The sequence below is a fragment of the Streptomyces sp. NPDC051582 genome (assembly GCF_040681715.1).
In the GTDB taxonomy this organism is placed as follows: Bacteria; Actinomycetota; Actinomycetes; order Streptomycetales; family Streptomycetaceae; genus Streptomyces.
The window spans coordinates 203,916-230,900 of sequence record NZ_JBFAZJ010000008.1; the positions used below are offsets into that span (position 1 = coordinate 203,916).

Sequence of the window (26,985 nt, forward strand, 5' to 3'; positions counted from 1 at the left end):
GCGGACGGGTCAGTACACGCTCACGCCGTAGGCGTTCAGGGCCTCGACCGCGGGCTGGAAGAACGTGGTGCCGCCCGAGGTGCAGTCGCCGCTGCCCCCCGAGGTCAGGCCGATGGCGCGGGTGCCGGAGTAGAGCGGGCCGCCGCTGTCGCCGGGTTCGGCGCAGACGTTGGTGCGGATCATGCCGTAGACGATGTCGCCGCCGCCGTAGTTGACCGTGGCGTTGAGGCCGGTCACCGAGCCGCCGTGGGTGCCGGTGGTGGAGCCGCGCCGGGTCACCGACATGCCGACGGTGGCGTTGGCGGCGCTGGTGATGTCCTGGCTGCCGACGGTGCCGGGCGGCACCGGCGAGCTGCTGGCGTACTTGATCAGGCCGTAGTCGTTGGTCGGGAAGCTGGATCCGACGGTGGAGCCGACGGTGCTGGTGTGCGAGGAGTTCGTCCACCAGGTGCCGGCGCCGTCGGTGCAGTGCCCGGCGGTCAGCACGTAGTACGTGTTCCCGCTGCGCACGTTGAAGCCGAGCGAGCAGCGCCAGCCCGAGGTGTAGATGGCGTCGCCGCCGGAGATCAGCTTGCGCAGTTTGCCGGGGGTGCGCTCGATGCGCAGGGCCGCGGCGTCGGCTCCGGCCTCGCTGCGGATCCTGGCGAGGTCCGTGGCGGTGACGGTGGAGTCGGCGGTGACGACGAGGGTTCCGCTGGCGGGGTCGGTGTACCAGGCGGTGCCGGCGACGTCGGCGCGCTGGACGGAGGCTCCGGCCGCGGCGAGCCGCGCCGCGCTGAAGCCGCTGTCCGCGCTCGCCGCGGTGGGGGCGGCGAGCCCGGCGACGGCCGCCAGGCCGGCGGCCACGGCGAGCAGCCGGGTACGGGTGATGCTCTTGATCCTCACTTCTCGTCCTCCCGGGAGGGATCGGGGGCCCGGCGGACAGTGGGGGGCGCCGGAGCCCGTGAGGCGCAGCCGGGGGTACGGCGGGCGCACTGGATTTCGTCGTGCCCCTGACAAGCCCCCGGAAGGCGCTGTCGGGAGTGTCTCGGCGTCAGATTCGGGCGGCAAGGGCATCTTTCAGCCTCCGCTCGCCCGCCGCGACCTCGAAGGGCAGGGTGTTCCCCGGTGGTGGGAACGGGCAGATGAAATGGTCCGCGAAGGCGCAGGGCGGCAGCACGGTCCGGTTGAAGTCCACGGTGACCGAACCGTCCACGGGGTCCGGCACCCCCGGCTTGAGGAAGCGGAAGCGGTAGCTGGAGCTTCCTCCGGTGGCATCGCCGATCACGGCCCAGAGGCTGCCGTCGTCCTCGTCGACGGCCACCTGGAGGGTGTGTTCCGAGCCCCGGTACGCGAAGCTCAGCTCGCCGCCGAGACCGAGCCCGCGCGCCCGCCCGTCGGCGTTCGCCACCTGGACGGTCCGGTCCTCGCCGTACGGGCGGAAGCGCCCCGGCAGCACGAAGTCCGGGTCGTACGGGGTGGCCTCGATGCCGGCGAAGGCCCGGCGGGCGGCGGATCCGGGGTCGAAGACCCGGACCGCCCACTCACCCTCGCGCCGGATCACGGTGATCCGGAGGTCGTGGGCGGCGGCGACCCGAGAACGGGCGGGCGGGGCCTCGTCGGCGGCGAGCACCGCGTCACCCGTGAGGGGTTCGCCGTCGAGGCTGAGACCGTCCTCGGCCTCGGCCCGCAGAGCCACGCCGCCCTCGATTGCGCGCCAACGCCCCGGAACGGCCGGAATTCGACCTTCCGGGTAGTCCGAGAGCCAGTGGGTGCCCATGAGGGACAGGGGGCCGTAGGGGGCGGACACGGAAGCCACCCGGCGCTCGTGCCATGTCCGCCAGGCGGTCTTCGGATCGTCCGCTTCATCTGCGTCATCTGCGTCATCTGCGTCATCGCTCATGCCGCTCACCCCTTCCACACGGGCCCGGACGGGAATCTCCCTGTACGCCGTCCGGCCCCGCGGGAACTGACGGGCCCTCAAGCCCGCGCGGCTCTCAGCAGTCGCAGCCGCAGCCGTCGCAGCAGCACCCGTCGCAGTTGCAGCAGTCGCAGCAGCCGCTGCAGTCCGGGCAGCCGTTGCCGCAGTCGCAGGCCTCGCACCACGCGTCCCGCTTCTTGCGGGACCACGGGCCCTCGTGGTCGGCGCAACACAGCTGGCAGGTGCAGAACAGCCCGATGGAGACCGCGCAGCCCGCGAGCAGTCCGCGGCGCGGCTTCTGCGGGGGCAGCCCGCCGCCGGGGCCCCCGGGCGGCCCGGGCACCCAGGGCCCGCCGGGCCCACCCGCGCCGCCACCGCCGTACGGGTTCCCCCCGTGAGCGCCGTGACCGCTCTGGCCGCCGTACGGGGCGCCCCCGTACGGGCCGCTGCCGTACGGGCCCGCCTGGCCCGGTCCGTAACCCTGAGGCGGCACCCCGTGGCCGCCCTGCCCCGCGGCGTTCATGTCCGCGAGCCCGCCCGCGAGCCCGCCCGCGTGGCCGCAGCCGCTGACCCCGAAGGCCCGGTCCACCGAGGTCTTCAGCTCGTGCACGAGCAGCCGGTGGGCCAGCCCGGCGTCCGCGAACTCCACCTCGCGCAGCGCCAGCCTGATGCCGCGCAGGGCGTCGTCGGCCAGCCGCCGCGCCTCGGCGAGCGGGGTCCCGGTGGCCGTCAGCGGGTTCCAGGCGCCCGCGGCGGCGTCAGCGGCCTGGTCCTCGACGGCGTCCAGCAGGTGTGCGAGACGCCCGAAATAGCGGCCGGCCTCGGCGAGCGCGGGGGCGTTGCCCGGCCGTCCGGCCAGGTGCGCGGTATGGGCGAAGGCGGCGGCGGTGGCGGTCTCCGTGGGCTCGGTCACGACGAGCACCGGCGTGCCGGGGCCGGCGAGCGTCTCGATGCCCTCCTGCCGGTCCACGGCGTCGACGAGGACGGCCGTGTCGAAGCCGAGCGAGGCGCCGGTGCGGGCGCCGGCCCGGTCCCAGCCGCGGGCCACCTTGCGCGCGGCGGCGGCGATCGGCGCGCGGGCCAACAGCCCGTCCCGGTCCGCCACGTGGTCCCGCACCTTGGCCGAGGCGAGGACGAGCGAGACGGCGGCCGCGAGCCGCGCGCCCTCCCCCTTGGCCACCGCCGCGGTCCGCATCCCGCGCAGCGGGCAGGGACCCGCCGTGCGACGCGAGCCGGGAGCGGGTCCGGACTGAGCCTCCGTCAGAACGGATACGAGCAGCCCGTCATAGTTGGTGACGATTCGCGCGAACTGTCCGTGGTCCTTGCGAAGTGCCAGGCAGAGCCCACAGAGATGGGCCATCCACTCGGTCTTGAAGCGCTCCCCCAGCCGGTGCGTGCAGGGTCTGACGATGCCGAACAAAACGGTCCCCCGTGTGTCATACGCGTGCGTGATGCGCATCGTATCGAGCGGGATCGTTCACCCGTACGTCCGCGTGGGTCACCCACACGGCAGCAGCGGTCGTATTTTCACTCAGTCAGCAGCGGTAGCCGCCAGGAGGCTTGACGGTGCAACGGATGTTCTGCACCAGTACCGTCACGAAACCCCTGCGCGGCGGCTATCCACTTGGCGCGTTGTCAGCATCATGGACGACCATAGGGGCAGCGGAGAGAAGACAACTGACCGCGGTGAAAGGAGGCGTCCATGGGTTCGGTACGCAAGGCGAGTGCCTGGTTGGGTCTCGTGGAGGACAGCGACGACGAGCGTTACTACGACGACGACTACGCGGAGGCCGCCCAGGGCTCCGTCTCGGGCCCCGGCGACCAGTGGGTCACCGACCCCCGGGTCAAGGTCGCCTCGGATTCGGCGGTCGAGCAGGGCCGGCGGATCGCGACCGTCACCCCGGACGGCTTCCGTGACGCGCGCGGCATCGGTGAGCTGTTCCGCGAGGGCGTCCCGGTGATCGTGAACCTGTCGTCCATGGATCCGGCCGACGCCAAGCGCGTGGTCGACTTCGCGGCCGGCCTGACCTTCGGCCTGCGCGGCTCGATCGAGCGGGTGGCGACCAGGGTCTTCCTGCTGACCCCGGCCGACACCCAGATCGTGAGCGGTGAGCCCGGCGGCCGCTCGCGCGACTTCTTCAACCAGAGCTGAGCCTGGGGGTACGTCCACGTCCCGGCGGCAGCCGGGGAATCGTCACCGGAAGGCGTCGAGCCCGGTGAGCGCCTTGCCCAGCACCAACTGGTGCATCTCGACGGTGCCCTCGTAGGTGAGCACCGATTCGAGGTTCGTGGCGTGCCGCATGACGGGGTATTCGAGCGAGATCCCGTTGGCACCGAGGATGGTCCGCGCGGTGCGGCAGATGTCGATGGCCTCGCGGACGTTGTTGAGCTTGCCGAAACTGATCTGCTCCGGCCGCAGGGTGCCCGCGTCCATCCGCCGGCCCAGGTGGTGGGCGAGCAGGATGCCCTTGTGGAGTTCCAGCGCCATGTCCGCCAGCTTCGCCTGGGTGAGCTGGAAGCCGCCGATGGGCTTGCCGAACTGCTCGCGCGTCTTCGCGTAGTCGAGCGCGGCCTCGAAGCTGGCGCGCGCCGCGCCCATGGCCCCCCAGATGATCCCGTACCGCGCGTGGCTGAGGCAGCCCAGCGGCCCCTTGAGCCCGGTGACCCCGGGAAGCACCGCGTCCGCGGGCAGCCGTACGTCGTCCATGACCAGCTCGCTGGTCACGGAGGCCCGCAGCGACCACTTGTGCTTGATCTCCGGCGCGGAGAACCCGGCCGAGTCGGTGGGGACGGCGAAGCCGCGGATCCCCTCGTCGGTCTGCGCCCACACCACGGCCACGGCCGCGACGCTGCCGTTGGTGATCCACATCTTGCGCCCGTTGAGGACCCAGTCGCCGCCGTCGCGCTTCGCGTACGTGCGCATGGCGGCCGGGTCGGAGCCGACGTCGGGCTCGGTCAGCCCGAAGCAGCCGATCAGCTCGCCGGCGGCCATGCCGGGGAGCCAGCGCTGCTTCTGCTCCTCGGAGCCGTACTTCCAGATGGCGTACATGGCGAGCGAGCCCTGCACCGACACGAGGGACCGGATCCCGGAGTCGGCGGCCTCCAGCTCCAGGCAGGCGAGCCCGTACTGCACCGCCGAGGCCCCGGCGCAGCCGTACCCCTCCAGCGACATGCCGAGCGCCCCGAGCGCGCCGAGCTCCCTGGCCAGCTCCCGGATCCCGGGCAGCTCGCCGCTCTCGTACCACCCGGCGATGTGCGGCAGCACGCGGTCGGCGGCCCAGCCGCGCACGGTGTCGCGGATGGCGAGGTCCTCGGGCGCGAGGAGCTCGTCGATCCCGAGCGGATCGGTGGGTACGAAGGGCACGGCGCCTCCTGGTGCGGACCGGCGATACGAAACCTAGCGCTGCAAGTTTGTCGGCGCGACGGCCCGCGGTCCACCCCCCGCCTGCCCGCGCGGCGGGAAGGCGGCCTCAGGCCGGACGGGCTGCGGCCGGGTCCCGGTCGGGCGTCTGCTTCGCCGCCGGGATGCGCTCGGCGTCGGGACCCGTCTGGGCGGGGAGGCGGACCGGCTCGCCACCGGCATCGCGCTCCGTGGCGTCACGCCCGGCGGCATCGCGCTCGGCGGGGTCCGCACACTCCATCACCCGGGGCAGCTTCAGTGCCATCACGGCCCCCGCCAGCAGCAGCCCTGCGCTGACCACCAGCGTCACGTGCAGCCCGTGTACGAACGAGTGCCGCGCCGCCGCGTACAGCGACTGCCCCGCCGCACCTCCGAGCGCCCCCGCGATCTGGTAGGCCTCGCCCAGGGAGTTCGCGGCCCCCGCCGCGTCCGAAGCCGACACCCCCGGCACGTGCGTCAGCCCCGGCGCGTAGGCCGCGTTCATGACACTGCCGAGCAGTGCGATGCCCATCCCCGCGCCCAGCTGGTACGAGGTCTCGCCTATGGAGGCCGCCCCGCCGGCCGTCGCCGCCGGAGCCTCGCTCAGCATGGACTCGTACGCCGCGAACAGCGTGGTCTGGAGCCCGAAGCCCAGCAGGATGAACCCGACCGTGAGCAGCACCGGCCGGTCCTGCTGCCCCATGAAGGTCAGCAGCAGCACGGCGAACGCGGTGAGCACGAAGCCCAGCGACACCATCGTCCGCGGCCCGACCCGGGCCAGCGTGTACGACCCCGTGGCTCCGGCCGCCATGGCCGCGAAGGTCAGCGGCAGCAGCCGCAGCCCCGTCTCCAGCGGGCTGAGGTGCAGCACCAGCTGCAAGTACTGGACCGCGATCAGCTCCAGGCCGACCAGCGCCAGCATGGCGAGCACGATGCAGCCGACGGACGTGGAGAACGCGGCCCGCGAGAACATCCGCATGTCGATCAGCGGGTGCGTACGCCGCTTCTGACGACGTACGAAGAAGATCAGCAGCGCCACGCCCACCAGCAGCGGCACCAGCGCCTCGGCGTCGAAGAGCCGCCGCTCCGCGCCGATCCGCTTGACCCCGAGGACGAAGCCCAGCACGCCGGCGGCGGCCATGAGCGCGCCGAACACGTCCCACGGCCCATCGGCGGCGCCGCGCGACTCCGGCAGCAGCCGGCGCCCGAGCGGAAGGATCAGTGCCATCAGCGGGATGTTGATGAGGAAGACCGATCCCCACCAGAAGTGCTGGACGAGGAAGCCTCCGAGCACCGGTCCGCTCGCCGCGCCGATGGCGGCGACGGCCGTCCAGATGCCGATGGCGAGGGCCCTCTCGCGCCGGTCGGGGAAGACCTGCCGCAGGATCGAGAGGGTGGCGGGCATGATCATCGCGCCGCCGACGCCGAGCAGCGCGCGGGCGGCGATCAGGACCTGGGCGCTGTCGGCCAGGGCGGCCAGGGCCGAGGCCGCGCCGAAGAGCCCGTAGCCGAGGAGGAGTATGCGGCGGCGGCCGACGCGGTCACCGAGGGTCCCGAAGAGGATCAGCAGCGCGGCGCAGACCAGCGGGTAGGCGTCGACGATCCACAGGAGTTCGACGGAGCCGGGGCGCAGGTCCTCGGTGACGGAGGGGACGGCGACGTGCAGGATCGTCGCGTCGAGCGCGACGAGGACCAGGCTCACGCAGAGGACCGCGAGGACGAGCCAGCGGTTGGCCCCGCCGGAGGCGGCGCGCAGCCGCAGCCGGAAGGATGCCGCGTTCGTCCCCGACATGCATGTACCTCCCAGATGATCGCTCGCACTCGGCGGACCAGCGTTTGCGGAGCCACGGGGGTGGTGCACTGTGCGGCGTCCTACGGGGTCCGGCATCGACACGCGAGTGAAGCGTCAGCGTACGCGAGTTCGTGTGTCCGACACGTGGCCAAGCTCTCACCCCGGCGGCGACCGCCGTGTGGTGTGCGCCACTCGCCTCACCCCGGTCTCCGCTTCTCCCCTCCTCCTTGTACACGCACGGTCACGACCCGTGGTTCTGCGCCGACGGCACACCCGGACGCCACCGATAATCATGCCCGTGAAAGATCTTGGATTCCGCCGGGCCGCGCCCGCCCTGGCCGTCTTCGCGGCGGTCCGGCTGCTCGGACTGACCGTGCTCGCACTCTGGTGCGCGGCCGTCGGCAGCAGCCCGCACACGCTGCTGTCGGCGCGCTGGGACTCGCTCTGGTACGCCCGCATCGCCGCCGAGGGGTACGGCTACGAGGTGCTCCTCCCCAACGGGGACGTGCACTCGAACCTGGCCTTCTTCCCGCTGCTGCCCTGGCTGGAGCGGCTGGTGGCGGCTCCGACGGGGCTCTCGTACGGCTCCGCGGGACTGGTGGTCTCGGCCGTGGCCGGCCTCGCGGCCGCCTGGGGGATCTTCGCCGTCGCGGACCTCCTGTACGGCCGCCGGGCCGGGATCTTCGCCGCCGGGGTCTGGGCCGCGCTGCCCGTCGGGATCGTGCAGTCGATGGCGTACAGCGAGTCGCTGTTCACGGCGCTGGCCGCCTGGGCCCTGTACGGGGCGCTGCGCGGCCGGTGGCCGGCGGCCGGCCTGCTCGCGGCCGGGGCCGGGCTGACCCGTCCGGTCGGCGCAGCGGTGGTGGCGGCGGTCTGGGTGGCGGCCGTCCTGGCGTGGCGGCGCGGGGAGCGGTCCTGGCGGATGGCGGCGGGGGTGGCGCTGGCCCCGCTGGGCGCGGCCGCGTACGTGCTGTGGGTCGGGACGCGCACCGGCGGCGGGCTGCTCGGCTACCTCGACGTGCAGGCCGGCTGGGGCAACGGCTTCGACGGCGGCTGGGCGTTCGCCCGCTTCATCGGGGCGAGGCTGGCCTCCTCCCCCACCGGCGCCCTGGCCGGGGTCGCTCTGATCGCGGGGGTCGCGCTGGTGCTGTGGCTGTACGCGCTGTGCGTACGGCAGCGCCAGCCGGCCGCGCTCCTCGTCTACTGCGGGATCGTCGTGGCGCTGGCGCTGTGCGCGTCGGGGTACTTCGGCTCCAAGCCCCGGCTGCTGCTCCCGGCGTTCCCGCTGCTGCTGGCGCCAGCGGTGGCGCTGGCCCGGTGGCGGACCGGGCGGGCGGCCGCGGCGCTGGGCGCGCTGGCGCTGGCATCGGCGGTGTACGGGGCCTTCTGGCTGAACGGCTCGGGACCGCCGTAGGGGGTGCCTTGCCGATCAGGCCGGGCTCGCGCCGGGCACCTCGCCGGGGCCGTTGCGCCGCCTCGCCGGGGCCGCGCAACGGAATGGATCATTCCGATCCATCTTTCAGCAAAGTAATTGAGCTGCGGCGATAAAGCGCTGCTAAGCATGCGAAACAATGGCCAGGGCAATGGATCAAGCCACCTCCAACTAATGCCCGAATGCCAGGAATTAAGCTCCACGTGAGACCAACTCCACATCACATGGTCATCACAAAGCCCGTGATTCGACCGGGCCGCCCATCGGCGCGCGGTAACGTCGATTGAGTGCGTACCGACCAAATCCTGACCCGTCCGGAGCGGGTGTTCGCCCGGCTGGACCGGGAACCAGAGCGACCGGCTCATCTGCAAACACCGCAGATGAGCCGGCACCGCGTCGTGCTCCTCGGATCGACCCTCGCGTTCTACCTCGCGATCGTGGTGGCCGTCCTGACCACGTCCTGGCTCGTCCGCCTGGACTGGCAGGTCATGTTCTTCCGCCCCTACGAGCAGTGGCCGCAGCTGCACGCCTTCCTCGACTACCTCGTGGTCCTGGGACAGCGCGGGCCCACCGCGGTCATGGTCGCCGCATGGCTCGGCTGGCGCTCCTGGCGCCAGCACACCCTCCGCCCGCTGATCACCCTCGGCGTGGCGCTGCTCCTGCTCAACATCACCGTCGGCGCCGTCAAGCTCGGCCTCGGCCGGCTCGGCCCGCACTACGCCACGCAGATCGGCTCCGCCGAACTCTTCGCCGGCGGCGATATATTTCCTTCCGGCCACACCGCCAATGCCGTCGTGACCTGGGGAATCCTGGCCTACCTGGCTTCCACCACGGTCACCCGGCGGGTGCTGTCCGTGGTGTCCGCCGTCGTCTCGCTGAGCGTCGGCGCCACCACCGTGTACCTCGGCACCCACTGGGTGAGCGACGTGCTGCTCGGCTGGTCCGCGGGTCTGCTGATCATGCTGGCGCTGCCCTGGTTCGAGCCGTTGATCGCCGGCGCCGAGGCCCGGGTCTTCGCGCTCCGGGAGCGGCTGCGCCGTCGCCTGGAGACCGGAACCGTGCCCGTCCCCGTCGCCACCGCGCTCACCCCGCTGCTCTCCGCGGGCGGCAAGTGGCAGCTCCGCCTGACCGACGGGGCCTCCCCGACCGGCGCCGCCGGCAGCGCCGCCGGGGCGCAGGAACCCGCCGCCGTGGCCGTACCGGCGGGCGTGCAGGCCTCCGCCGCGAGCGCCGGGCACGCCCCGGCGCCCCGGCCCGCCGCGCACGTCTCCGGCCGGCCGCACCTGATCCGGTCCGAGCGGACCCCGGTCACGCCGGCCGGCAGCCGCCGCCCGGCCCACACCGAGCGGCCCGCGGCGGGCCGGGCCGCGGCCCGGCCGGCCACCGGCGGCTGACTCCCCGGACGGGGACGCCGCAGGCCGTACGAGAACACCGCGGGGCGGTACGCACCACCTCACCCCGCACCACCGAGGCGGGCCGGGTCACCACCCGGCCCGCCTCGGCCATTTCGGTGATCTCCCTCGCGCACCTGACCGGAACGTCAGCGCAGCGCCCGGAGGTTCGTCCGTACCGGGTCACGCTTGGGTCACGGAATGTCGACAGTTCTTTGACGGGCCCGGCTTCATCCGCACCGCCGTGAAAACAGCCGTGCGCCATTCTTTTTCCGGTGCGAGACGAGCCCCGCGCACATCCCGTTTCGCATTCCTTCCGGGACCCCCGGAATTCATCCGGGGATTGCGGTGACCCTCCCGGCACGGCGGGTCAACCCCCCTCGGTTTCCTTACATCTTCTCCACGGCCCGCCCGAGAAGGTCCCGGGCGGCTCTGATCCGGTCCGCCAGCTCCGGCGGCTCCACCACCTCGAACTCACAGCCGAGCAGCATCACGTGAATGACGAGGACGTCGAGGCTCACGGCGCCCGTCCGCAGCAGACAGCTCTCGGCGTCGAGCGGCTCCAGGACCCCCTGGCTCGGCCCCACGGTCGCGGCCGCCGCCTCCGCCGACACCTTCAGCCGCAGCACCGCCCGGGCCGCGTACACGCCCTGCGACACGCCGTGCGACACGTACGCGGCGAGGTCCTCGGCGGGCCCCGGACGCGGGGTGAAGCGCGGCCCGTGCGGCGGTCTGGGCTCGATCCGGTCGGCGCGGAAGGTGCGCCAGTCCTCCCGGTCCAGATCCCAGGCGACCAGGTACCAGCGCCGCTCGGTGCACACCAGCCGGTGCGGCTCCACCGCGCGGCGGCTGACGCTGCCCGCATGGTCCCGGTAGTCGAAGCGCAGCCGCTCGGCGTCCCGGCACGCGGCGGCGAGCTCGGTCAGCACGGAGGGGTCGACGGTGGCCCGTCCCGGACCGCGCAGCATCGGCACGGTGAACTCGTTGAGCGCCGACACCCGCCGTCGCAGCCGCCCCGGCAGCACCTGTTCGAGCTTGGCGAGCGCCCGTACGGAGGCCTCCCCGATCCCCTCGACCCCGTTGCCGGCGGCCGTCCGCAGGCCCACCGCCACGGCGACGGCCTCGTCGTCGTCGAGCAGCAGCGGCGGCAGCTCGGCCCCGGCGCCCAGCTGGTAGCCGCCGCCGGTACCGGGGCTGGCGTTCACCGGGTAGCCGAGCTCCCGGAGCCGGTCCACATCGCGCCGCACCGTCCTCGGGGTCACACCGAGGCGCTCCGCGAGATCGGGGCCGGTCCATTCGCGGTGGGCCTGCAACAAGGACAACAGGCGCAGCAGTCGTGCGGAGGTCTCCAGCATGCCGAGCAGTCTGCCGGTACCCCGGCCCGCGTCCGAATCGCCCGGGCGGGCCGACGCCCCGTCAGGGAGCGGGTACGGCCGCGGGGGCCGGCGTACGGGCCGGGACCGGCGGGCTCGCCGCCGGCTTCGGGGCCGCCGGGGCAGCCGGGACCGGGGCCCGCGACGGAACCGGCTTCGGGGCGGGTACCGGCGACGGCACCGGGGCCGGGACGGGCGTCGGGACCGGGGCGGGCGTCGTCACCGGGACCGGCGCGGGAGCCGACGGCGGCGTCGACGGTGGCAGGGCCAGCAGCGTGCCGACCACCAGTGACTGGGGCTTCGGGCCGATCACCGTCCGGTTCGCCTCGTACAGGGCCTGCCCGCCGCCCTTCACCCGGTACCGCCGGGCGATCTTCTCCAACGTGTCCCCGGCCCGCACCGCGTGCATGCGCCCGGCCAGCCCGTACCGCTTCGAGCACACCGGCCACGCGTCCCACCCCTGGAAGCCCACCACCTCCTCGGCCACCCGGATCTGCTGCTCCCGGCTCGCCAGATCGGCCCGCGCCGCGAACACCAGCCCCCCGTACTCCTCCCACGTCGGCTGCCAGAACTGCAGGCCCCCGTAGAATCCGTTGCCGGTGTTGACGGCCCAGCGCCCGCTGCTCTCGCAGTCGGCCACGCAGTCCCAGGGCCACTGCCCGCCCGGTCCGCAGTCCCCCGGGCCGGTCCCGATGATCCCGGGCGAGCCGGGGTGGGCCGCACCCGCGGGCCCGGGCGCGGGGGGCGGCGGGGCCGCGCCGGCCCCCGACGGGAGTACGAGGACGAGAGCCAGCGCGGCAGCTGCGGCGGCGGCCGCCGGGGCGGCCCGCCGGATCCGGAGGTCGGGCATCGCGTCACGCTACGCAGCGCCGCGGCCCCCTCCCGCGCTTGCCACGCGGCCCGTCCCGCAGCCCACCCGGTCGGCGCAGCCGCCGCTCCCGCCGCAAACGGCCAGTACCGACCACCAACTGCACGCATGCGGAAAAGAGTTGGCATGAAAACAAAGCTCCGGTCCGAACGTTCACCCCTCCGGGGGCCAGGTTCGATTCCGTTCCCTCCAACGGCGTGACCCCGGCCGCCGCTGCGCCGTTGAGCCCGGCGAGCCGGGAACCGCCCGGCCGCCCCCGCTCGCCCAATCCGAGGAGCCAGCCCGTGCCCCGCATGCTCGACGTCAGTGATGAGGTACGTGCCGAGATCGGTGACGAAGAAGCCGAGAGGCTGCTCACCGGCGACGACGCACCGCGCAGCTACGACTGCACCTCCTGCCGCACCCCCGGGGACCCCGAGACCGACCGCACCAGCACGGTGCTGTTCGTCGGCGAGGAGACCGCCGTCCTCGCCTTCGCCCACGCCGGCTGCATCCCCTCCCAGGTGGTCAACGTCTCCGAGGAGCAGCTCCAGGGGGCGGTCCGCAGCATCACCGGTGACAGCCCCGCCGGCGGCAACGCCCCGCAGAACGTGCCCGGCGGCCAGGCCGTCCTCGGCATCACCAGCGGCCTGGTCCTGATCGGCGGCGAGCTGCACCCCGCCCTCGTGGTCGAGCCGACCGCGCCGATCGCCCGCCCCGGCACCACCGGCCCCGGCGACGACTTCCTGCCGCTCCTCATCGAGCAGGGGTTCGTCCCGGTCACCGACACCGCCGAACTGCCTTCCCCGCTGGGCGGCTGGTCCGTGCTGCTCGCGGCGGGCCAGCTGCACGCCGTGCTCCAGCCCGGCGCCGAGGGCGGCGGCCAGATCGCCTGGTGGCAGGCGCACCAGGCGCTGTCGGTCACCGACGGCTGGCGCGCCGCCGTCAACAAGACCCAGCGCGTGCTCATCTACGCCGCCCCGGTCGGCTCCATCGGCCAGCAGCCCCGCGAGGACCTGCTCCGCGACGCGCTGGACAAGGCCGCCGCCGGCGGCAAGCTCGTGGCGGCCTCGATGCCGCTGGCGGGCACCACGGGCGCCTGATCCCCGTCCCGCAGGGGAGCCCGGAACGGCCGCGCCGCGCCTCGAACAGGGGCGGCGCGGCCTGCGCCGGGGGTACGCGGTCCATCCCGCGCACCCCCGGCGATCTGCGTTTTTATGCTTCCCGCCCGCATCCGCAGGGCCACGGGTTCGTTGGCTGATACGTGCATTCATACGACCCACCCCGCGCCCCTGCCCACGCGAGCGCCGTCTCCCCGATGCGCCCCGCCGTCTCGCACACGCCGATCTACGACGCGCTGTACTCGGAGTACCTGCGGGCCTTCCGGGCCCTGCCGGGCGACCGTACGGGCGAGGAGGACCTCGGGTTCACGGCGTTCTCGTACGGGGGCTCGCACGCGGGCGCCGTCGCCCCGTACGGCGGCGGCTCGTACGGGAGCGGCTGGAATGGTTCGGCATGGCAGACGGACCCGTGGCCGGCCTCGTACGCCCCCGCACCGCAGCCCTCGTACGCGTACGCCGGGTCCGCGACCGGCGGCGGCGAGCACGCGGGCGCGGGCCCCGCGTACGCCAACGGGCGGCAGCACCACACCGGGATGCACCACATCCCGGCGGCCCTGCCGCCCGCTCCGCGCCGGGGCTACTGACCCCGGACCGGCAAACCCCCGCCGCTGATCCGCCCTACTTCTTCTTGTGCTGGGCGCCGCGCTTCTCGCGCACCCGCACGGAGATGTGGATCGGCGTCCCCTCGAAGCCGAACTCCTCGCGCAGACGGCGCTCGATGAAGCGCCGGTAGCCGTGCTCCAGGAAGCCCGAGGCGAAGAGGACGAACCGCGGCGGCTTGCTCCCCGCCTGGGTGCCGAACAGGATGCGGGGCTGCTTGCCGCCGCGGATCGGGTGCGGGTGGGCCGCGACGACCTCGCCGAGGAAGGCGTTCAGCCGGCCGGTCGGGACGCGCGTCTCCCAGCCCGCGAGGGCCGTCTCGATCGCCGGGACCAGCTTCTCCATGTGGCGGCCGGTCAGCGCGGAGACGTTGACGCGCGGGGCCCAGGAGACCTGCTGCATCTCGGTCTCGATCTCGCGCTCAAGGTAGTAGCGGCGCTCCTCGTCGAGCTCGTCCCACTTGTTGTACGCGATCACGATCGCGCGCCCGGAGTCGACGGCCATCGTGATGATGCGCTGGTCCTGGACGCTGATCGTCTCGGTGGTGTCGATCAGGATGACCGCGACCTCCGCCTTCTCGACGGCGGCGGCCGTCCGCAGGGAGGCGTAGTAGTCGGCGCCCTGCTGGAGGTGCACCTTCTTGCGGATGCCCGCGGTGTCCACGAACTTCCAGGTGATGCCGCCGAGCTCGATCAGCTCGTCGACCGGGTCGCGGGTGGTGCCGGCCAGCTCGTTGACGACGACGCGGTCCTCCTTCGCGACCTTGTTGAGCAGCGAGGACTTGCCGACGTTCGGACGGCCGATGAGCGCGATGCGGCGGGGGCCGCCCACCGGGGTGCCGCCGAAGGTCTGCTCGGGCGCCTCGGGCAGCGCCTCCAGGACGGCGTCGAGCATGTCGCCCGTACCGCGGCCGTGCAGCGAGGAGACCGGGTGCGGCTGGCCGAGGCCCAGGGACCACAGGGAGGCCGCGTCGGACTCGCCGCTCTGGCCGTCGACCTTGTTCGCGCACAGGACGACGGGCTTGCCGGCCCGGCGCAGCAGCTTGACGACGGCCTCGTCGCTGTCGGTGGCGCCGACCTTGGAGTCGACGACGAAGACGACCGCGTCGGCCGTCTCGATGGCGTACTCGGCCTGGGCGGCGACGGCGGCGTCGATGCCGAGGACGTCCTGCTCCCAGCCGCCGGTGTCGACGACCTTGAACCGGCGGCCGGCCCACTCGGCCTCGTACGTGACGCGGTCGCGGGTGACACCGGGCTTGTCCTCGACGACCGCCTCGCGGCGGCCGATGATGCGGTTCACCAGGGTCGACTTGCCGACGTTCGGGCGGCCGACGACGGCGAGCACGGGCAGCGGCCCGTGGCCGGCCTCCGCGATCGCGCCCTCGACGTCCTCTGCCTCGAAGCCTTCCTCCGCGGCGAGCTCCATGAACTCCGCGTACTCGGCATCGCCGAGCGCTCCGTGGTCGTGCTGGTCGTTCATGAAGTCCGTTCCTCGTCGTTCGTGGTGGTCGGTGGTGCCCGCGCAGCGCGGGACCACTACTGGGTCAAGTCTCGCTCAGCGCCCGGTGAGGCGCTTGGCGTCGGACAGGTGGGCGGTCAGCCTGCTCTGGATGCGCAGGGTGGCCTCGTCCAGGGCCGTACGGGTGCGGCGGCCGGTGCCGTCGCCCGCGTCGAAGGCGGAGCCGAAGACGACGTCGACCCTGCTCTTGAACGGCGGCAGTCCGCGGACCAGCCGCCCTCGGCGCTCGGTGCTGCCGAGCACGGCCACGGGCACGACGGGCGCGCCGCTGCGGACCGCGAAGTACGCGAGCCCGGCGCGCAGCGAGGCGAAGTCGCCCTCGCCGCGGGTGCCCTCGGGGAAGATCCCCAGGGCGCCGCCGCCTTCGAGCACCGCGAGCGCCTTGCCGATCGCGCCCCGGTCCACGCCCGTACGGTCGACCTTGACCTGGCCGATCCCGTCCAGGAACGGGCCGAGCGGGCCGACGTACGCCTCCTTCTTGATGAGGAAGTGCAGCGGCCGCGGGGCGGTGCCCATGACCATCGGTCCGTCGATGTTGTGCGCGTGGTTCACGGCAAGGATGACAGGCCCCGAGGCGGGGACGCGCCAGGCGCCCAGTACGCGCGGCTTCCACAGCCCGTACATGAGGCCGATGCCGATCCGCCGGCCGAGCGCCGCACCCTTGAGGGAGGGCGTAGCGCTCACTGGCGCCCCGCCCGCTTCTCTTCCACGAGCGTGACGACGCACTCGATCACCTGGTCGAGCGTGAGCTCGGTGGTGTCGACCTCCACGGCGTCGCCGGCCTTGGCCAGCGGGGAGGTCTTGCGGCCGGAGTCGGCGGCGTCGCGCTTGATCAGGGCTTCCTTGGTGGCCGCGAGGTCCGTGGCCTCCTTGCCGCGCAGCTCCCCGCTGCGGCGCGCGGCGCGGGCCTCGGGGGACGCGGTCAGGAAGATCTTGAGGTCGGCGTCGGGCAGGACGGTGGTGCCGATGTCCCGACCCTCGACGACGATCCCGCCCTCCGCCGAGGCGGCGATGGAGCGCTGGAGCTCGGTGATCAGGGTGCGCACCTCGGGGACGGCGCTGACGGCGCTGACCTTCGAGGTGACCTCCCGGGTGCGGATCGGGCCGGAGGCGTCCAGGCCGTCGACCGTGATGGTCGGCGCGGCCGGGTCCGTCCCGGAGACGATGCCGGGCTTGCCGGCCGCCACGGCGATCGCGTGCGGGTCGTCGGTGTCGATCCCGTTGGTGATCATCCACCAGGTGATGGCCCGGTACTGGGCACCGGTGTCCAGGTAGCGCAGCCCGAGCTTGGCGGCCACGGCCTTGGAGGTGCTGGACTTGCCCGTGCCGGAGGGACCGTCGATGGCGACGATCACGGCGGACGGAGCTGCGGTTTCCACGGTGCGGGCACCTTCCTGGTTGCGCGTACGTGTCCGGGCGCGCCAAAGCGCCCCTCCCCAAGGTTACCGGCCCCGGGCGCGGGCGCCGCCCAGTACCGGGGAGTACCGCCGAGAAGGGGCGCCGGGCCGCTTCCGGGACTACTGCTGGCGCAGGGCCCAGCCGCGTTCGCGCAGCTCCGCGGTGAGGGAGGCGGCGGCCCTCGGGTCGACCATGAGCTGGACCAGACCGGCCTGCTGGCCCGTGGCGTGCTCGATCCGTACGTCCTCGATGTTGACCCCGGCCCGCCCGGCGTCGGCGAAGATCCGCGCGAGCTCGCCCGGCTGGTCGCTGATCAGCACGGCGACCGTCTCGTACACCATGGGCGCCGCGCCGTGCTTGCCCGGTACCCGGACCCGGCCCGCGTTGCCCCGCTTCAGGACGTCCTCGATGCCGGCCGCGCCGCCGCGCCGCTCCTCGACGTCCGCCGACTGGAGCCCGCGCAGCGCGTCCACCGTGGCCTCCAGGTCGGAGGCGATCCCGGCGAGGACGTCGGCCACCGGGCCCGGGTTCGCCGAGAGGATCTCCACCCACATCCGCGGATCGGAGGCGGCGATGCGGGTCACGTCCCGGATCCCCTGACCGCACAGCCGCACCGCCGTCTCGTCGGCCTCCTCCAGGCGCGCGGCGACCATGCTGGACACCAGCTGCGGGGTGTGCGAGACGAGTGCGACCGCCCGGTCGTGCGCGTCGGCGTCCATGACCACCGGTACGGCCTTGCACAGGGCCACCAGTTCGAGCGCCAGGTTGAGCACCTCGTGGTCGGTGTCCCGGGTCGGGGTCAGCACCCAGGGCCGGCCCTCGAAGAGGTCGGCCGTCGCCGCGAGCGGGCCCGAGCGCTCCTTGCCGGCCATCGGGTGGGTCCCGATGTACGCCGTGACGTCCACGCCGAGGGCCGTGAGCTCCCGGCGGGGCCCGCCCTTGACGCTGGCCACGTCCACGTACGCCCGGGCCAGGCCGCGGCCGATCGCCTCGGCCAGCGTCGCGGCGACGTGGGCCGGCGGTACGGCCACGATCGCGAGGTCGACCTGGCCCTCGGGGGCCTCGTCGGTGCCGGCGCCGAGGGCGGCGGCCGTGCGGGCCTGGGCGGGGTCGTGGTCGCAGAGGTGGACGGTGATCCCGCGGGCGGTCAGGGCGAGCGCCGCGGAGGTGCCGATCAGTCCGGTTCCGATCACGACGGCGGTTCTCACGGGGACGCTCCAGGGATGCGGGTGACGACGGGTGGGTGAGGGGTAACGGCAAGTCAGGCCCAGAGTAGCCAGCGCACACGGCGCGAGGGCCCGGCGGCCCGTCATGTGGGACGGAGGCCGGACCCTCGCCGCTGTCGGCTTGCCGGTGGACCAGAGGTTCTGCTGCCGGACGACGTCCTCGATCGACCCGCCCGGGATCGAGCCGCCCGGGCTCAGCTCGTCGACGGCCTGCGGCAGCGACCGCGCGATCTGTTCGGGACACGGGCAATGTCACCTGCTCCGACCCCTTCCGCCACTTGGTGCAACCGTTCGGCGCCTCCTGGGGTAGAACGATCGGCATGATCTTCCACATCGTGCCGCTCGCCGACTGGACCGCCTCTCCCGAGCTCCCGTACGCCCCCGCCTCCCTCGACTCGGAGGGCTTCGTGCACTGTTCGGCGGACCGCCCGACCGTGCTCGCGATCGCGGACGCGCACTACCGCGGGGCACCGGGTCCGCTGCTGGCCGTCGAACTCGACGAGCGGGCCCTGACCTCGGAAGTCCGCCGCGAGGGTGAATCGGGCGGCCGCTACCCGCACGTCCACGGCCCGTTGGACCGGGCGGCCGTGGTCCGCGTCTGGGAGGTCGTGCGCACGCCGGACTCCCCGGCGCAACTCGTCCCTTGGGAGCGGGGCTCCTGAGCCGGGCGGCGCGGGGGCTTCTCCTGGGGCCCGGGAGGCGCCAGGATGCTGCTCGCCATCCCGGAGCGACCCGATCGAGGAGCACCCCATGAGCGACCCCACGCCGACGGCCCGCCGTACGGTACTGGCGGCAGGAGCGGCCGTCGCGCTGGGCGGCGGCACGCTCACCGCGTGCGGCGGCGAGGAGAAGGGCCCGAATAGCGAACCGGGCAGCCCCTCCACCCCGCAGGCCGCGGCCCCGTCCTCCCCGTCCTCCCCCTCGCCGGCAACGGGCAAGGCGCTCCTGAAGTCCTCCGCGGTGCCGGTGGGCGGCGGCACGGTCCTCAAGGAGGAGAAGCTGGTGGTCACCCAGCCCACGGCCGGGTCCTTCCGCTGCTTCACGGCGGTGTGCACGCACCAGGGCTGCCTCGTGAACAAGGTGGCGGCCGGCACCATCGACTGCCCCTGCCACGGCAGCAAGTTCCAGATCACCGACGGCGCGGTGGCCCACGGCCCGGCGACCCGCCCCCTGGCGGAGAAGCAGATCACGGTGGCCCCGGACGGCGAGATCTCGCTCGCGTAGCCCGCCCGTCCCGGCCTAGGCTCCCGGGATGAACGAGCAGACGACGCCCCCGCAAGCCCTCACCCTCGTACGCGACCACACGATCTACGCGTGCGTGATGGGATCCCGGGCGTTCGGTCTGGCGACGGGGGCGAGCGACACCGACCGGCGCGGCGTCTACCTCGCCCCGACTCCGCTCTTCTGGCGCTTCGAGAAGCCGCCGACGCACGTGGAGGGTCCGCGGGAGGAGGAGTTCTCCTGGGAGCTGGAGCGCTTCTGCGAACTCGCCCTGCGCGCCAACCCGAACATCCTGGAGTGCCTGCACTCCCCGCTGGTGGAACGGCTGACCCCGCAGGGCGAGGAACTCCTCTCCCTGCGGGAGGCCTTCCTGTCCCGCCGGGCGCACACCACCTTCACCCGGTACGCGGTCTCCCAGCACGCGAAACTCCTCGCGGACGTCCGCGTCCACGGGGCCCCGCGCTGGAAGCACGCCATGCACCTGCTGCGGCTGCTCCTGTCCTGCCGCGACCTCCTGCGCACGGGCCGCCTGACGATCGACGCCACGGAGCACCGCGACCGCCTCCTGGCGGTCAGGCGCGGCGAACTGACCTGGCCGGAGGTCGAGGCCTGGATGACCCGCCTCCAGGAGGAGTCGGAGCCGGCCCTGGCCACCACTCCCCTGCCCGCGGAACCGGACCGGGCCCGCGTGGAGGACTTCCTCCTGCGCGCCCGCCGCACGTCAGCCGCGTAGGGTCCGGCGCCGGACGACGAACGCGTCGGGGGCGTCGTACGCCGACCCGCGCTCGGCAGGTGCGCCCGCACCTCGGACGACCGCATCAGGTGGATGCCGGTGAGCGGCGCCCGGCACGCGTGGCGCAGCGGGTCGGGCTGCTCCGCCACCACGGGGGTCGGGTCGATACGCGGGTGCGTCCAACGTGGATCAAGCATCCCAGAGGGCGCCGAAGGCCAGGAGTTCGTCCCGGTACTCGATGCGGCCCTCCCAGTCCCGGGGCCAGACGCCGGCGCCGAGGTGGGCGCCGGCGAAGGCGCCGGCCAGGCAGGCGATCGAGTCCGAGTCGCCCTTGGTGCAGGCCGCGCGGCGCAGGGCCGTCAGGGGTTCCTCCGGGAAGAGCAGGAAGCACTGGAGGGCCGTGGCGAGCGCCTCCTCCGCGATCCAGCCGTCGCCCGTCGTCAGGCACGGGTCCGTTTCCGGGGAGGGGGTCCGCAGGGCCGCCGTCAGGCGGTCCAGGGCGGCCAGGCACTCGTCCCAGCCCCGGGCCATGAAGGACTCCGGGCTCGCGTCCGACGCCGTGCGCATCCACAGGTCGCCCAGCCAGCGCTCGTGGTAGCGGGTGCGCTGGTCCAGGGCGTACGAGCGCAGCTGCCCGACCAGGCCGGTCACCTCGGTCCCCTGCGCGAGGAGGTACACCGCCCGGGCCGTCAGGTCGCAGGCCGCGAGGGCCGTCGGGTGGCCGTGGGTGAGGGCCGACTGGAGCTGTGCCGCGCCGGCGCGCTCCTCCTGCGTCCAGCCCGGGACCAGGCCCACCGGGACCACGCGCATGTTCGCCCCGCAGCCCTTCGAGCCGATCTGGCTGGCGTCCCGCCAGTCCCGGTCCGGTGCGTCGAGGAGGCTGCACGCCCGCAGGCAGGTGTTGCCCGGGGCCCTGTTGTTCTCCGGGGAGTGGTACCAGTCGACGAACTCCTCCCGGACCGGGCGGGTCAGGCGCAGCGGGCCCACGTGCCCGCGTTCCGCCGCCGTCCGTATGCCGCGCGCCAGAGCCAGCGTCATCTGGGTGTCGTCCGTGACGATCGCCGGGCGCGGCAGCCGCATCTCGCGCCACGGTCCGGTCTTCGCCAGGATGGACGGGACGTCGTTGAACTCGGTCGGGAAGCCCAGCGCGTCGCCCAGGGCGAGGCCGAGGAGGGCTCCGGTCGCCGCCTGCTTCTTCGGGGCCGTGGCCATTTCGCGGGTCGCTTCACGTGTCACTTCGCGTGTCCTTCCGTGGGGCGGAGCAGGGGCGGGTGCAGGGCGGTCGCCGGCCCCGCGCGGTACAGCGCGGCCGGTTTCCCGCGTCCCGCGGTCAGGCGGGCCGCACCCGGCACGGCTTCGACGAAGCCCGGCGTCGCCAGCACCTTGCGGCGGAAGTTGGGCCGGTCCAGCGTGGTGCCCCAGACGGCCTCGTAGACCGACTGAAGCTCCCCGAGGGTGAATTCGGGCGGGCAGAACCCCGTGGCCAGGCAGGTGTACTCCAGCTTCGCGCCGACCCGGGACCGGGCGTCCGCCAGGATCAGCGCATGGTCGAAGGCGAGGCCGGCCGCCTCCCCCACCGGTACCCAGCAAGCCTGCGCCGCGTCCCCGCCGCCCTCCGCCGCCGGCTCCGGCATGTCCGGGACCAGGGAGGTGAAGGCCACCGAGACCACCCGCATCCGCGGATCGCGGTCCGGCTCGCTGTACGTGCGCAGCTGCTCCAGGTGCAGCGCGGCGACGAGCGTCTGCGGCAGGCCGGTCTCCTCGGCCAGTTCCCGGCGGGCCGCGGTCTCCGCGGACTCCCTCGGCAGGACGAAGCCGCCGGGCAGCGCCCAGGCGCCCTCGTACGGCTGCTGCCCGCGCCGGATCAGCAGGACGTGCAGCGCCCCGCCCCGGACGGTGAACACCGCCAGGTCCACGGTCACCGCGAAGGGCTCGAACGCCCGCGGGTCGTAGGCCGCCGTCGTCATCGGTGCTCCGGCAGCGGGTCCGCGAACTGCCGGCCGCCGGCCAGCAGCGCGTCGACCGCCTCGACGGCCTGCGCCAACCGCGCCTCGCGGTCGCCGCGCACGACCAGGAAACGCCTGCCGGTGTCGGTGAGTTCCGCGCGGAACCGGTCCGTCATCCACGGTCTCAGGTGCTCGCCGTCGCGCAGCCCGTCGTCCTCGAAGGGCACGTCCGCGTGGTCCGTCAGCAGGTAGAGGTCCCGGTGCGTCAGCGCGGCGATCTTCTCGACCTCCTCGCTGCGGCCGCCCGTGTACCGCTCGTGCCAGATGCCGGTCGCGAAGGAGTCGGTGTCGCAGATCAGCACCGGTGAACCCGCCCGGGCGGCCCGCTCCTCCTCCGCGTCCTGGCGCCGCGCGATCACCGGGAACTCCGCGGCCGTGAAGGACACGTCCTCCCAGGTGGCCGCCGGGTCCGCCGCCCGCGCCGCCGCCAGCTTCTCCTCGCTGTACGTGCGCCCGTACTCCGCGACCCAGCCCGTGGCGGCCCACACCCCGCCGCGCGCCCGGTAGTGCGCCGCGAGCGCCCGCGACAGGGTCGTCGTACCGGTCGACTCGGCGCCGAGCACGACGATCCGCCGGGTCAGGGCCGCCCGTACGGCCGGCCCCAGGAACTCCCAGTTCCCGGCCGGGTCCGCCCGAACCGCCGTACCCGAGACGGGGAAGCGGGTGCGCTCCGGGTCCACGCAGACCTCCTCGGCCCCGAACCTCCGGGCGAGCTCCGCCCCGTACGCCTCCGACGTGAACACGGCGTCGACGCGCTGCGGCACCGCGCCCCGGAAGACCGCCATGTGCGCCTCCCAGACCGCAGGGTCGTGCAGGTCGACCGGGATGTCGTCGACCGCTCCGACGATCTGCGCCCCCGGGTGCGCCTCGCGCATCCACGCCACGCGGTCGGCGAGCGGCACCGACTCCACGGAGGCCGCGCACACCAGCACGGTCAGCCGCTCGCACCGCTCCTGGGCGGTGCGCACCAGGTGGTGGTGGCCGGCGTGCGGCGGGTAGAACTTGCCGAGGACCAGCCCGTGGGCGTAGCGCTTCGCGGGGCTCATGCCGTGACCGCCGAGGCCGCCGTACGGGAGCCGCGCGCCGGGAGCGTGCGCCGCCAGCCCAGCAGGCCGACCACGCAGAGCGCGAGGAAGCCGACGTACAGGGCCGAGGTCAAGTACAGCCCCTTGTACGCGTAGAGCGGGATGTAGACGAGGTCGGCGGCGATCCACAGCCACCAGGACTCGACCAGCTTGCGGCACTGGCCGTACGTGGCCATGAGCGAGAGCCCGGTGGTCAGCGCGTCCCAGAACGGGACGGTGGAGTCGGTGACCCGGCCCAGCAGGATCGTGAGCCCGAGCGCCCCCACCGCCCCCGCCGCGGCCAGCACGGCCCATTCGGCGCGCGTGGTGCGGCGCACCGGCAGGGCCTCGGCGGTTCCTGGTCCACCCCCGTGGGTCCAGGACCACCAGCCGTACGCGGCGAGGGCGATGAAGACGATCTGGAGTCCGGCGTCGGCGTACAGGCCGGACTGGGCGAAGAGCACGATGAAGAAGACGTTGTTGGCGATGCCGATGGGCCAGTTCGCCACGTGCTGCCGGGCGACGAGCCAGACGCACAGGGCTCCGGTGGCGAAGCCCAGGATTTCGGTCCAGCTCATGACGGCCGACCCCCTCGTTCTTTAATAGTCACCCTGACTATAAACAACGCGGCGGGTCCCTGACAAGCCGAAAAAGCCCGCAGTGCCACGGGGCACTGCGGGCTTTTCGAACCTCTGGGAGGGGTTACAGACCGACCTCGCGCATGAGCATGCCGACCTCGGTGTTGGTCAGGCGGCGCAGCCAGCCGGACTTCTGGTCACCCAGCTCGATGGGACCGAAGGAGGTCCGGACGAGCTTTTCGACGGGGAAGCCCGCCTCGGAGAGCATGCGGCGGACGATGTGCTTGCGGCCCTCGTGGAGGGTCACCTCGACCATGTAGTTCTTGCCGAGCTGGTCCAGGACGCGGAAGTTGTCGGCGCGGGCCCAGCCGTCCTCCAGCTCGATGCCGTCCTTGAGGCGCTTGCCGATGTCGCGCGGCAGCGAGCCGGTGATGGCGGCCACGTACGTCTTCTTCACGCCGTACTTCGGGTGCGTGAGGCGGTGGGCCAGCTCACCGTGGTTGGTGAGCAGGATGATGCCCTCGGTCTCCGTGTCGAGCCGGCCGACGTGGAAGAGACGCGTCTCACGATTGGTGACGTAGTCGCCGAGGCACTGGCGGCCGTCCGGGTCCTCCATGGTGGAGACGACGCCGGCCGGCTTGTTCAGCGCGAAGAACAGGTACGACTGGGTGGCGACCGTCAGGCCGTCCACCTTGATCTCGTCCTTCGGCTGGACGCGCTTGCCCTGCTCCAGCACGATCTCGCCGTTGACCTCGACGCGGGCCTGCTCGATGAGCTCCTCGCACGCGCGGCGCGAGCCCATGCCGGCCCGCGCGAGCACCTTCTGCAGGCGCTCGCCCTCCTCCTCGGCGCCCGGGAAGGTCTTCGGGGTCTTGATCACGGGCTTGTCGGCGTACCGGTCGCGCACGCGCTCCTCGATCCGCGCCTCCAGCTCGCGGGGGCGGGACTGGCCGCTGCGGCTGCCGGGGCCGCTGCGCGGGCCGCCGGCCCCGCCGATGCCGGGGGTCTTGGAGGTGCGGGGGCCGCCCTTGGCCCCGCCGCGCGCCGAGTCGCCGCGGGCACCGCCGCGACCGGCGTTGGCGCCGCCGCCGCGGCTGCGCTCGCCCTCGGGGCCCACGTCGTAGCGACGCTCCTCGGGGCGGGGGTTGCGGATGCGGGGAGCGGGCTCGCGGTCGCGGTCGGAGCCGCCACCCTGGTAGCCGCCACCCGAGCTGCCGCCGCGGGAGCCGCCCTGGTAGCCACCGCCGGAGCTGCCGCCGCGGGAGCCGCCCTGGTAGCCACCGCCGGAGCTGCCGCCGCGGGAGCCGCCCTGGTAGCCACCGCCGGAGCTGCCACCACGGGAGCCACCCTGGTAGCCACCGCCCGAGCCGCCACCCGAGCTGCCACCACGGGAGCCGCCCTGGTAGCCACCGCCGGAGCTGCCGCCGCGGGAGCCACCCTGGTAGCCACCGCCCGAGCTGCCGCCCGAGCTGCCACCACGGGAGCCGCCCTGGTAGCCGCCGCCCGAGCTGCCGCCGCGGGAGCCGCCTCCCGAGCCGCTGCCGCCGGAGCCGCCACCGCGGTAGCCGCCACCGCCGCCGCTGGAGCTGCCGCCGCGGGAGTTACCACGCCCGCCGCCGCCACCGCCGCCGCTGTTCCTGTTGCCACCGTTGCCGTTGCCGCTGCTTCGCATCAAAGTTCCGTCGTCTTGTCGTCTTCATCGGTATCCGGTGCATCCGGATCGAACGACGGAACACCCTCTTGCGTATCGGCTTCGATCGCGTCCGCCTCGGGGAGGAAGGGCGCGAGCTCCGGGAGCTCGTCCAGGCCGCGCAGGCCCATCCGCTCCAGAAAGTAGTTCGTCGTCCTGTACAGGATCGCACCTGTTTCGGGTTCCGTGCCCGCCTCGGCCACCAGACCGCGCTGGAGCAGGGTCCGCATGACCCCGTCGCAGTTCACTCCGCGGACCGCCGAGACCCGCGAACGGCTCACCGGCTGCCGGTACGCGACCACCGCCAGGGTCTCCAGCGCCGCCTGGGTCAGCCGGGCCTGCTGGCCGTCCAGTACGAAGCGCTCGACGGCCGCCGAGTACTCGGCCCGGGTGTAGAACCGCCAGCCGCCGGCGACGAGCCGCAGCTCGAAGCCGCGCCCCTGGACGGTGTACTCGTCCGCCAGCTCGCGCAGGGCGTCCGCGACCTCGCGCGGGGCGCGGTCCAGCACCTTGGCCAGGTGCGCCTCGGTCGCGGGCTCGTCCACGACCATGAGGACGGCCTCCAGAGCGGGCTTCAGCGCGAGCCCGGCCACGTCGCTCATTCCTTGACCTCCACGATCCGGTCGAACTCGTCGGTGACGGTCGGCATCCCGTCGCCGTCCCCGCCGCTCCAGCGCACGGTCAGTGTCCGCAGCGCGTCCTCCTGGTCGAGGACCACCGCCTTCTCGCGGTAGAGCTCCAGGAGCGCCAGGAAGCGCGCGACGACGGTGAGGGTGTCGCCGGCGTCCTCGGTGAGCTCCTGGAAGGTGGCCTCGCCGCGCGCCTTGAGCAGCGCGACCACGAGAGCGGCCTGCTCCCGCACGCTGACGAGCGGGGCGTGGATGTGGTCGACGTAGACCTGCGGCTTCGCCCTGGGCTGCATGGCCTTGACCGCCAGCCTGGCGAACCCCTCGGCGCCGATGCCGATGACGACCTCGGGCAGGAGCTCGGCGTGGTGGTCCTCCAGGCCGACGGTGCGCGGGTGGCGGCGACCCTCGCTCTCGGCGCGCCACTCGAAGATCTCGGCGATCTGTTTGTACGCGCGGTACTGGAGCAGCCGGGCGAAGAGCAGGTCGCGGGCCTCCAGGAGGGCGAGGTCGGCCTCGTCCTCGACCTCGGCGGCGGGCAGCAGGCGGGCGGCCTTGAGGTCGAGGAGGGTCGCGGCGACCACGAGGAACTCGGTGGTCTGGTCGAGGTCCCAGTCGGGGCCCATGGCGCGGATGTGCGCCATGAACTCGTCGGTGACCTTGGAGAGGGCGACCTCGGTGACGTCGAGCTTGTGCCGGGAGATCAGCTGGAGCAGCAGGTCGAAGGGCCCCTCGAAGTTGGCCAGCCGCAGCGTGAACCGCCCGCCGGTCTCGCCGGAACCGCCCGCCGCCACCCCGGCAGCCACAGGAGCCCCGTGAGGCGCCTCCACGGCCCCTTCGGCGGCCGCGACCCCCTCGGCGGCCTCGGGGGCCACCCCGGCGGGCGTACGGGGCTCAGCGGGCGCGTCAGCGGCCTCGGCGGGCGGAGCGGGGTTCTCGCCCCGCCGCCCGGCGGCCGTGGGTCCCGCGGGGGGTGCGTGCGCGTCCTGCTGCTCGGACGCGTCCCGGGCACCCGGCCCGCGCCCCAGACTGCGGCGGGCGGGGCGGCTGGGATCTGCGGGAGGGGGCATCGGGGTCCAAGGCGGTGCGG

Annotated in this window: 25 protein-coding genes and 1 pseudogene; 8 read left to right on the forward strand and 18 right to left on the reverse strand. The window is 73.6% G+C overall.

All coding sequences use genetic code 11. The annotated features are described in order from the left end of the window. Positions 1-9: 9 nt before the first annotated feature. From AB0M92_RS13835 to AB0M92_RS13845, 3 genes are all read right to left on the reverse strand, one after another. Positions 10-885 carry a S1 family peptidase gene (locus AB0M92_RS13835; RefSeq protein WP_366102333.1) on the reverse strand — a complete coding sequence of 292 codons (876 nt, stop codon included), beginning with the start codon at positions 883-885 and terminating at the stop codon, positions 10-12. Between the two features lie 148 nt (positions 886-1,033). Beyond that, a complete protein-coding gene (locus tag AB0M92_RS13840) occupies positions 1,034-1,882 on the reverse strand; it encodes a DUF1684 domain-containing protein (RefSeq protein ID WP_366102334.1) in 849 nt (282 codons plus the stop codon). 94 nt (positions 1,883-1,976) lie between these two features. Further along, positions 1,977-3,320: a DUF5685 family protein gene (locus AB0M92_RS13845; protein ID WP_366102335.1), complete on the reverse strand. Its 1,344-nt coding sequence runs from the start codon at positions 3,318-3,320 to the stop codon at positions 1,977-1,979. Between the two features lie 282 nt (positions 3,321-3,602). Here AB0M92_RS13845 and sepF point away from each other — a divergent pair, with 282 nt between their 5' ends. After that, complete coding sequence (gene sepF, locus AB0M92_RS13850) at positions 3,603-4,052, forward strand: cell division protein SepF (RefSeq protein ID WP_366102336.1); 450 nt, start codon at positions 3,603-3,605, stop codon at positions 4,050-4,052. Between the two features lie 42 nt (positions 4,053-4,094). On the opposite strand, the gene AB0M92_RS13855 is transcribed toward sepF, so the two are convergent. Continuing rightward, positions 4,095-5,264, reverse strand: coding sequence for an acyl-CoA dehydrogenase family protein (locus AB0M92_RS13855; protein WP_366102337.1), 1,170 nt, complete (start codon positions 5,262-5,264; stop codon positions 4,095-4,097). Between the two features lie 106 nt (positions 5,265-5,370). Next, complete coding sequence (locus tag AB0M92_RS13860) at positions 5,371-7,071, reverse strand: MFS transporter (RefSeq protein WP_366102338.1); 1,701 nt, start codon at positions 7,069-7,071, stop codon at positions 5,371-5,373. Between the two features lie 298 nt (positions 7,072-7,369). On the opposite strand from AB0M92_RS13860, the gene AB0M92_RS13865 reads away from it, so the two are divergent. Together AB0M92_RS13865 and AB0M92_RS13870 are read left to right on the forward strand one after the other, a co-directional pair. Beyond that, positions 7,370-8,485: a hypothetical protein gene (locus AB0M92_RS13865; protein WP_366102339.1), complete on the forward strand. Its 1,116-nt coding sequence runs from the start codon at positions 7,370-7,372 to the stop codon at positions 8,483-8,485. Positions 8,486-8,790: 305 nt separating this feature from the next. Further along, positions 8,791-9,897 (forward strand): phosphatase PAP2 family protein, encoded by a 1,107-nt coding sequence (locus tag AB0M92_RS13870; protein ID WP_366102340.1) that lies wholly within the window; start codon positions 8,791-8,793, stop codon positions 9,895-9,897. A 386-nt stretch (positions 9,898-10,283) separates the two neighbouring features. Here AB0M92_RS13870 and AB0M92_RS13875 read toward each other — a convergent pair whose 3' ends face one another. Both AB0M92_RS13875 and AB0M92_RS13880 read right to left on the reverse strand, forming a co-directional pair. Then, the gene (locus tag AB0M92_RS13875; protein ID WP_366102341.1) at positions 10,284-11,249 is read right to left on the reverse strand and encodes a YafY family protein; all 966 of its coding nucleotides are present in this window, start codon (positions 11,247-11,249) and stop codon (positions 10,284-10,286) included. A gap of 277 nt (positions 11,250-11,526) precedes the next feature. Continuing rightward, positions 11,527-12,117: pseudogene (locus AB0M92_RS13880) on the reverse strand (transglycosylase family protein); the annotation flags it as partial. Between the two features lie 302 nt (positions 12,118-12,419). Here AB0M92_RS13880 and AB0M92_RS13885 point away from each other — a divergent pair. Beyond that, complete coding sequence (locus AB0M92_RS13885; protein ID WP_366102342.1) at positions 12,420-13,217, forward strand: hypothetical protein; 798 nt, start codon at positions 12,420-12,422, stop codon at positions 13,215-13,217. Between the two features lie 215 nt (positions 13,218-13,432). Then, a complete protein-coding gene (locus AB0M92_RS13890; RefSeq protein ID WP_366102343.1) occupies positions 13,433-13,819 on the forward strand; it encodes a hypothetical protein in 387 nt (128 codons plus the stop codon). A gap of 34 nt (positions 13,820-13,853) precedes the next feature. Here AB0M92_RS13890 and der read toward each other — a convergent pair whose 3' ends face one another. The 4 genes from der to AB0M92_RS13910 all read right to left on the reverse strand — a co-directional run bounded on the left by der (position 13,854) and on the right by AB0M92_RS13910 (position 17,959). Then, positions 13,854-15,314, reverse strand: a complete 1,461-nt coding sequence (gene der, locus AB0M92_RS13895) for a ribosome biogenesis GTPase Der (protein ID WP_366102344.1) — start codon at positions 15,312-15,314, stop codon at positions 13,854-13,856. Between the two features lie 75 nt (positions 15,315-15,389). Next, entirely contained in the window at positions 15,390-15,977 is a 588-nt protein-coding gene (locus AB0M92_RS13900; RefSeq protein ID WP_366102385.1) for a lysophospholipid acyltransferase family protein, read from the reverse strand. Positions 15,978-16,033: 56 nt separating this feature from the next. Beyond that, positions 16,034-16,732, reverse strand: a complete 699-nt coding sequence (cmk, locus tag AB0M92_RS13905; protein WP_366102345.1) for a (d)CMP kinase — start codon at positions 16,730-16,732, stop codon at positions 16,034-16,036. 138 nt (positions 16,733-16,870) lie between these two features. Beyond that, positions 16,871-17,959 carry a prephenate dehydrogenase gene (locus AB0M92_RS13910; RefSeq protein WP_366102346.1) on the reverse strand — a complete coding sequence of 363 codons (1,089 nt, stop codon included), beginning with the start codon at positions 17,957-17,959 and terminating at the stop codon, positions 16,871-16,873. A 338-nt stretch (positions 17,960-18,297) separates the two neighbouring features. On the opposite strand from AB0M92_RS13910, the gene AB0M92_RS13915 reads away from it, so the two are divergent. The 3 genes from AB0M92_RS13915 (at position 18,298) to AB0M92_RS13925 (ending at position 19,931) form a co-directional block, all read left to right on the forward strand. Beyond that, positions 18,298-18,639 (forward strand): DUF952 domain-containing protein, encoded by a 342-nt coding sequence (locus tag AB0M92_RS13915; RefSeq protein WP_366102347.1) that lies wholly within the window; start codon positions 18,298-18,300, stop codon positions 18,637-18,639. An 88-nt stretch (positions 18,640-18,727) separates the two neighbouring features. Beyond that, positions 18,728-19,201: a Rieske (2Fe-2S) protein gene (locus AB0M92_RS13920; RefSeq protein WP_366102348.1), complete on the forward strand. Its 474-nt coding sequence runs from the start codon at positions 18,728-18,730 to the stop codon at positions 19,199-19,201. A 28-nt stretch (positions 19,202-19,229) separates the two neighbouring features. Continuing rightward, complete coding sequence (locus tag AB0M92_RS13925) at positions 19,230-19,931, forward strand: nucleotidyltransferase domain-containing protein (RefSeq protein ID WP_366102349.1); 702 nt, start codon at positions 19,230-19,232, stop codon at positions 19,929-19,931. Positions 19,932-20,120: 189 nt separating this feature from the next. Here AB0M92_RS13925 and AB0M92_RS13930 read toward each other — a convergent pair whose 3' ends face one another. The 7 genes from AB0M92_RS13930 to AB0M92_RS13960 form a co-directional block, all read right to left on the reverse strand. Continuing rightward, entirely contained in the window at positions 20,121-21,143 is a 1,023-nt protein-coding gene (locus tag AB0M92_RS13930) for an ADP-ribosylglycohydrolase family protein (RefSeq protein ID WP_366102386.1), read from the reverse strand. 20 nt (positions 21,144-21,163) lie between these two features. Then, entirely contained in the window at positions 21,164-21,898 is a 735-nt protein-coding gene (locus tag AB0M92_RS13935; protein ID WP_366102350.1) for an NUDIX domain-containing protein, read from the reverse strand. Then, complete coding sequence (locus tag AB0M92_RS13940; protein ID WP_366102351.1) at positions 21,895-22,983, reverse strand: AAA family ATPase; 1,089 nt, start codon at positions 22,981-22,983, stop codon at positions 21,895-21,897. Before AB0M92_RS13940 ends, AB0M92_RS13935 begins: the two co-directional genes overlap by 4 nt. Then, positions 22,980-23,579: a nicotinamide riboside transporter PnuC gene (gene pnuC, locus AB0M92_RS13945; RefSeq protein ID WP_366102352.1), complete on the reverse strand. Its 600-nt coding sequence runs from the start codon at positions 23,577-23,579 to the stop codon at positions 22,980-22,982. The genes AB0M92_RS13940 and pnuC overlap by 4 nt, the downstream gene beginning before the upstream one ends. Positions 23,580-23,703: 124 nt before the next feature. Next, a complete protein-coding gene (locus AB0M92_RS13950; protein ID WP_366102353.1) occupies positions 23,704-25,251 on the reverse strand; it encodes a pseudouridine synthase in 1,548 nt (515 codons plus the stop codon). Next, the gene (scpB, locus tag AB0M92_RS13955) at positions 25,251-25,871 is read right to left on the reverse strand and encodes an SMC-Scp complex subunit ScpB (RefSeq protein WP_366102354.1); all 621 of its coding nucleotides are present in this window, start codon (positions 25,869-25,871) and stop codon (positions 25,251-25,253) included. Before scpB ends, AB0M92_RS13950 begins: the two co-directional genes overlap by 1 nt. Continuing rightward, positions 25,868-26,965 (reverse strand): segregation/condensation protein A, encoded by a 1,098-nt coding sequence (locus tag AB0M92_RS13960; RefSeq protein WP_366102355.1) that lies wholly within the window; start codon positions 26,963-26,965, stop codon positions 25,868-25,870. Before AB0M92_RS13960 ends, scpB begins: the two co-directional genes overlap by 4 nt. Positions 26,966-26,985: the final 20 nt, after the last annotated feature.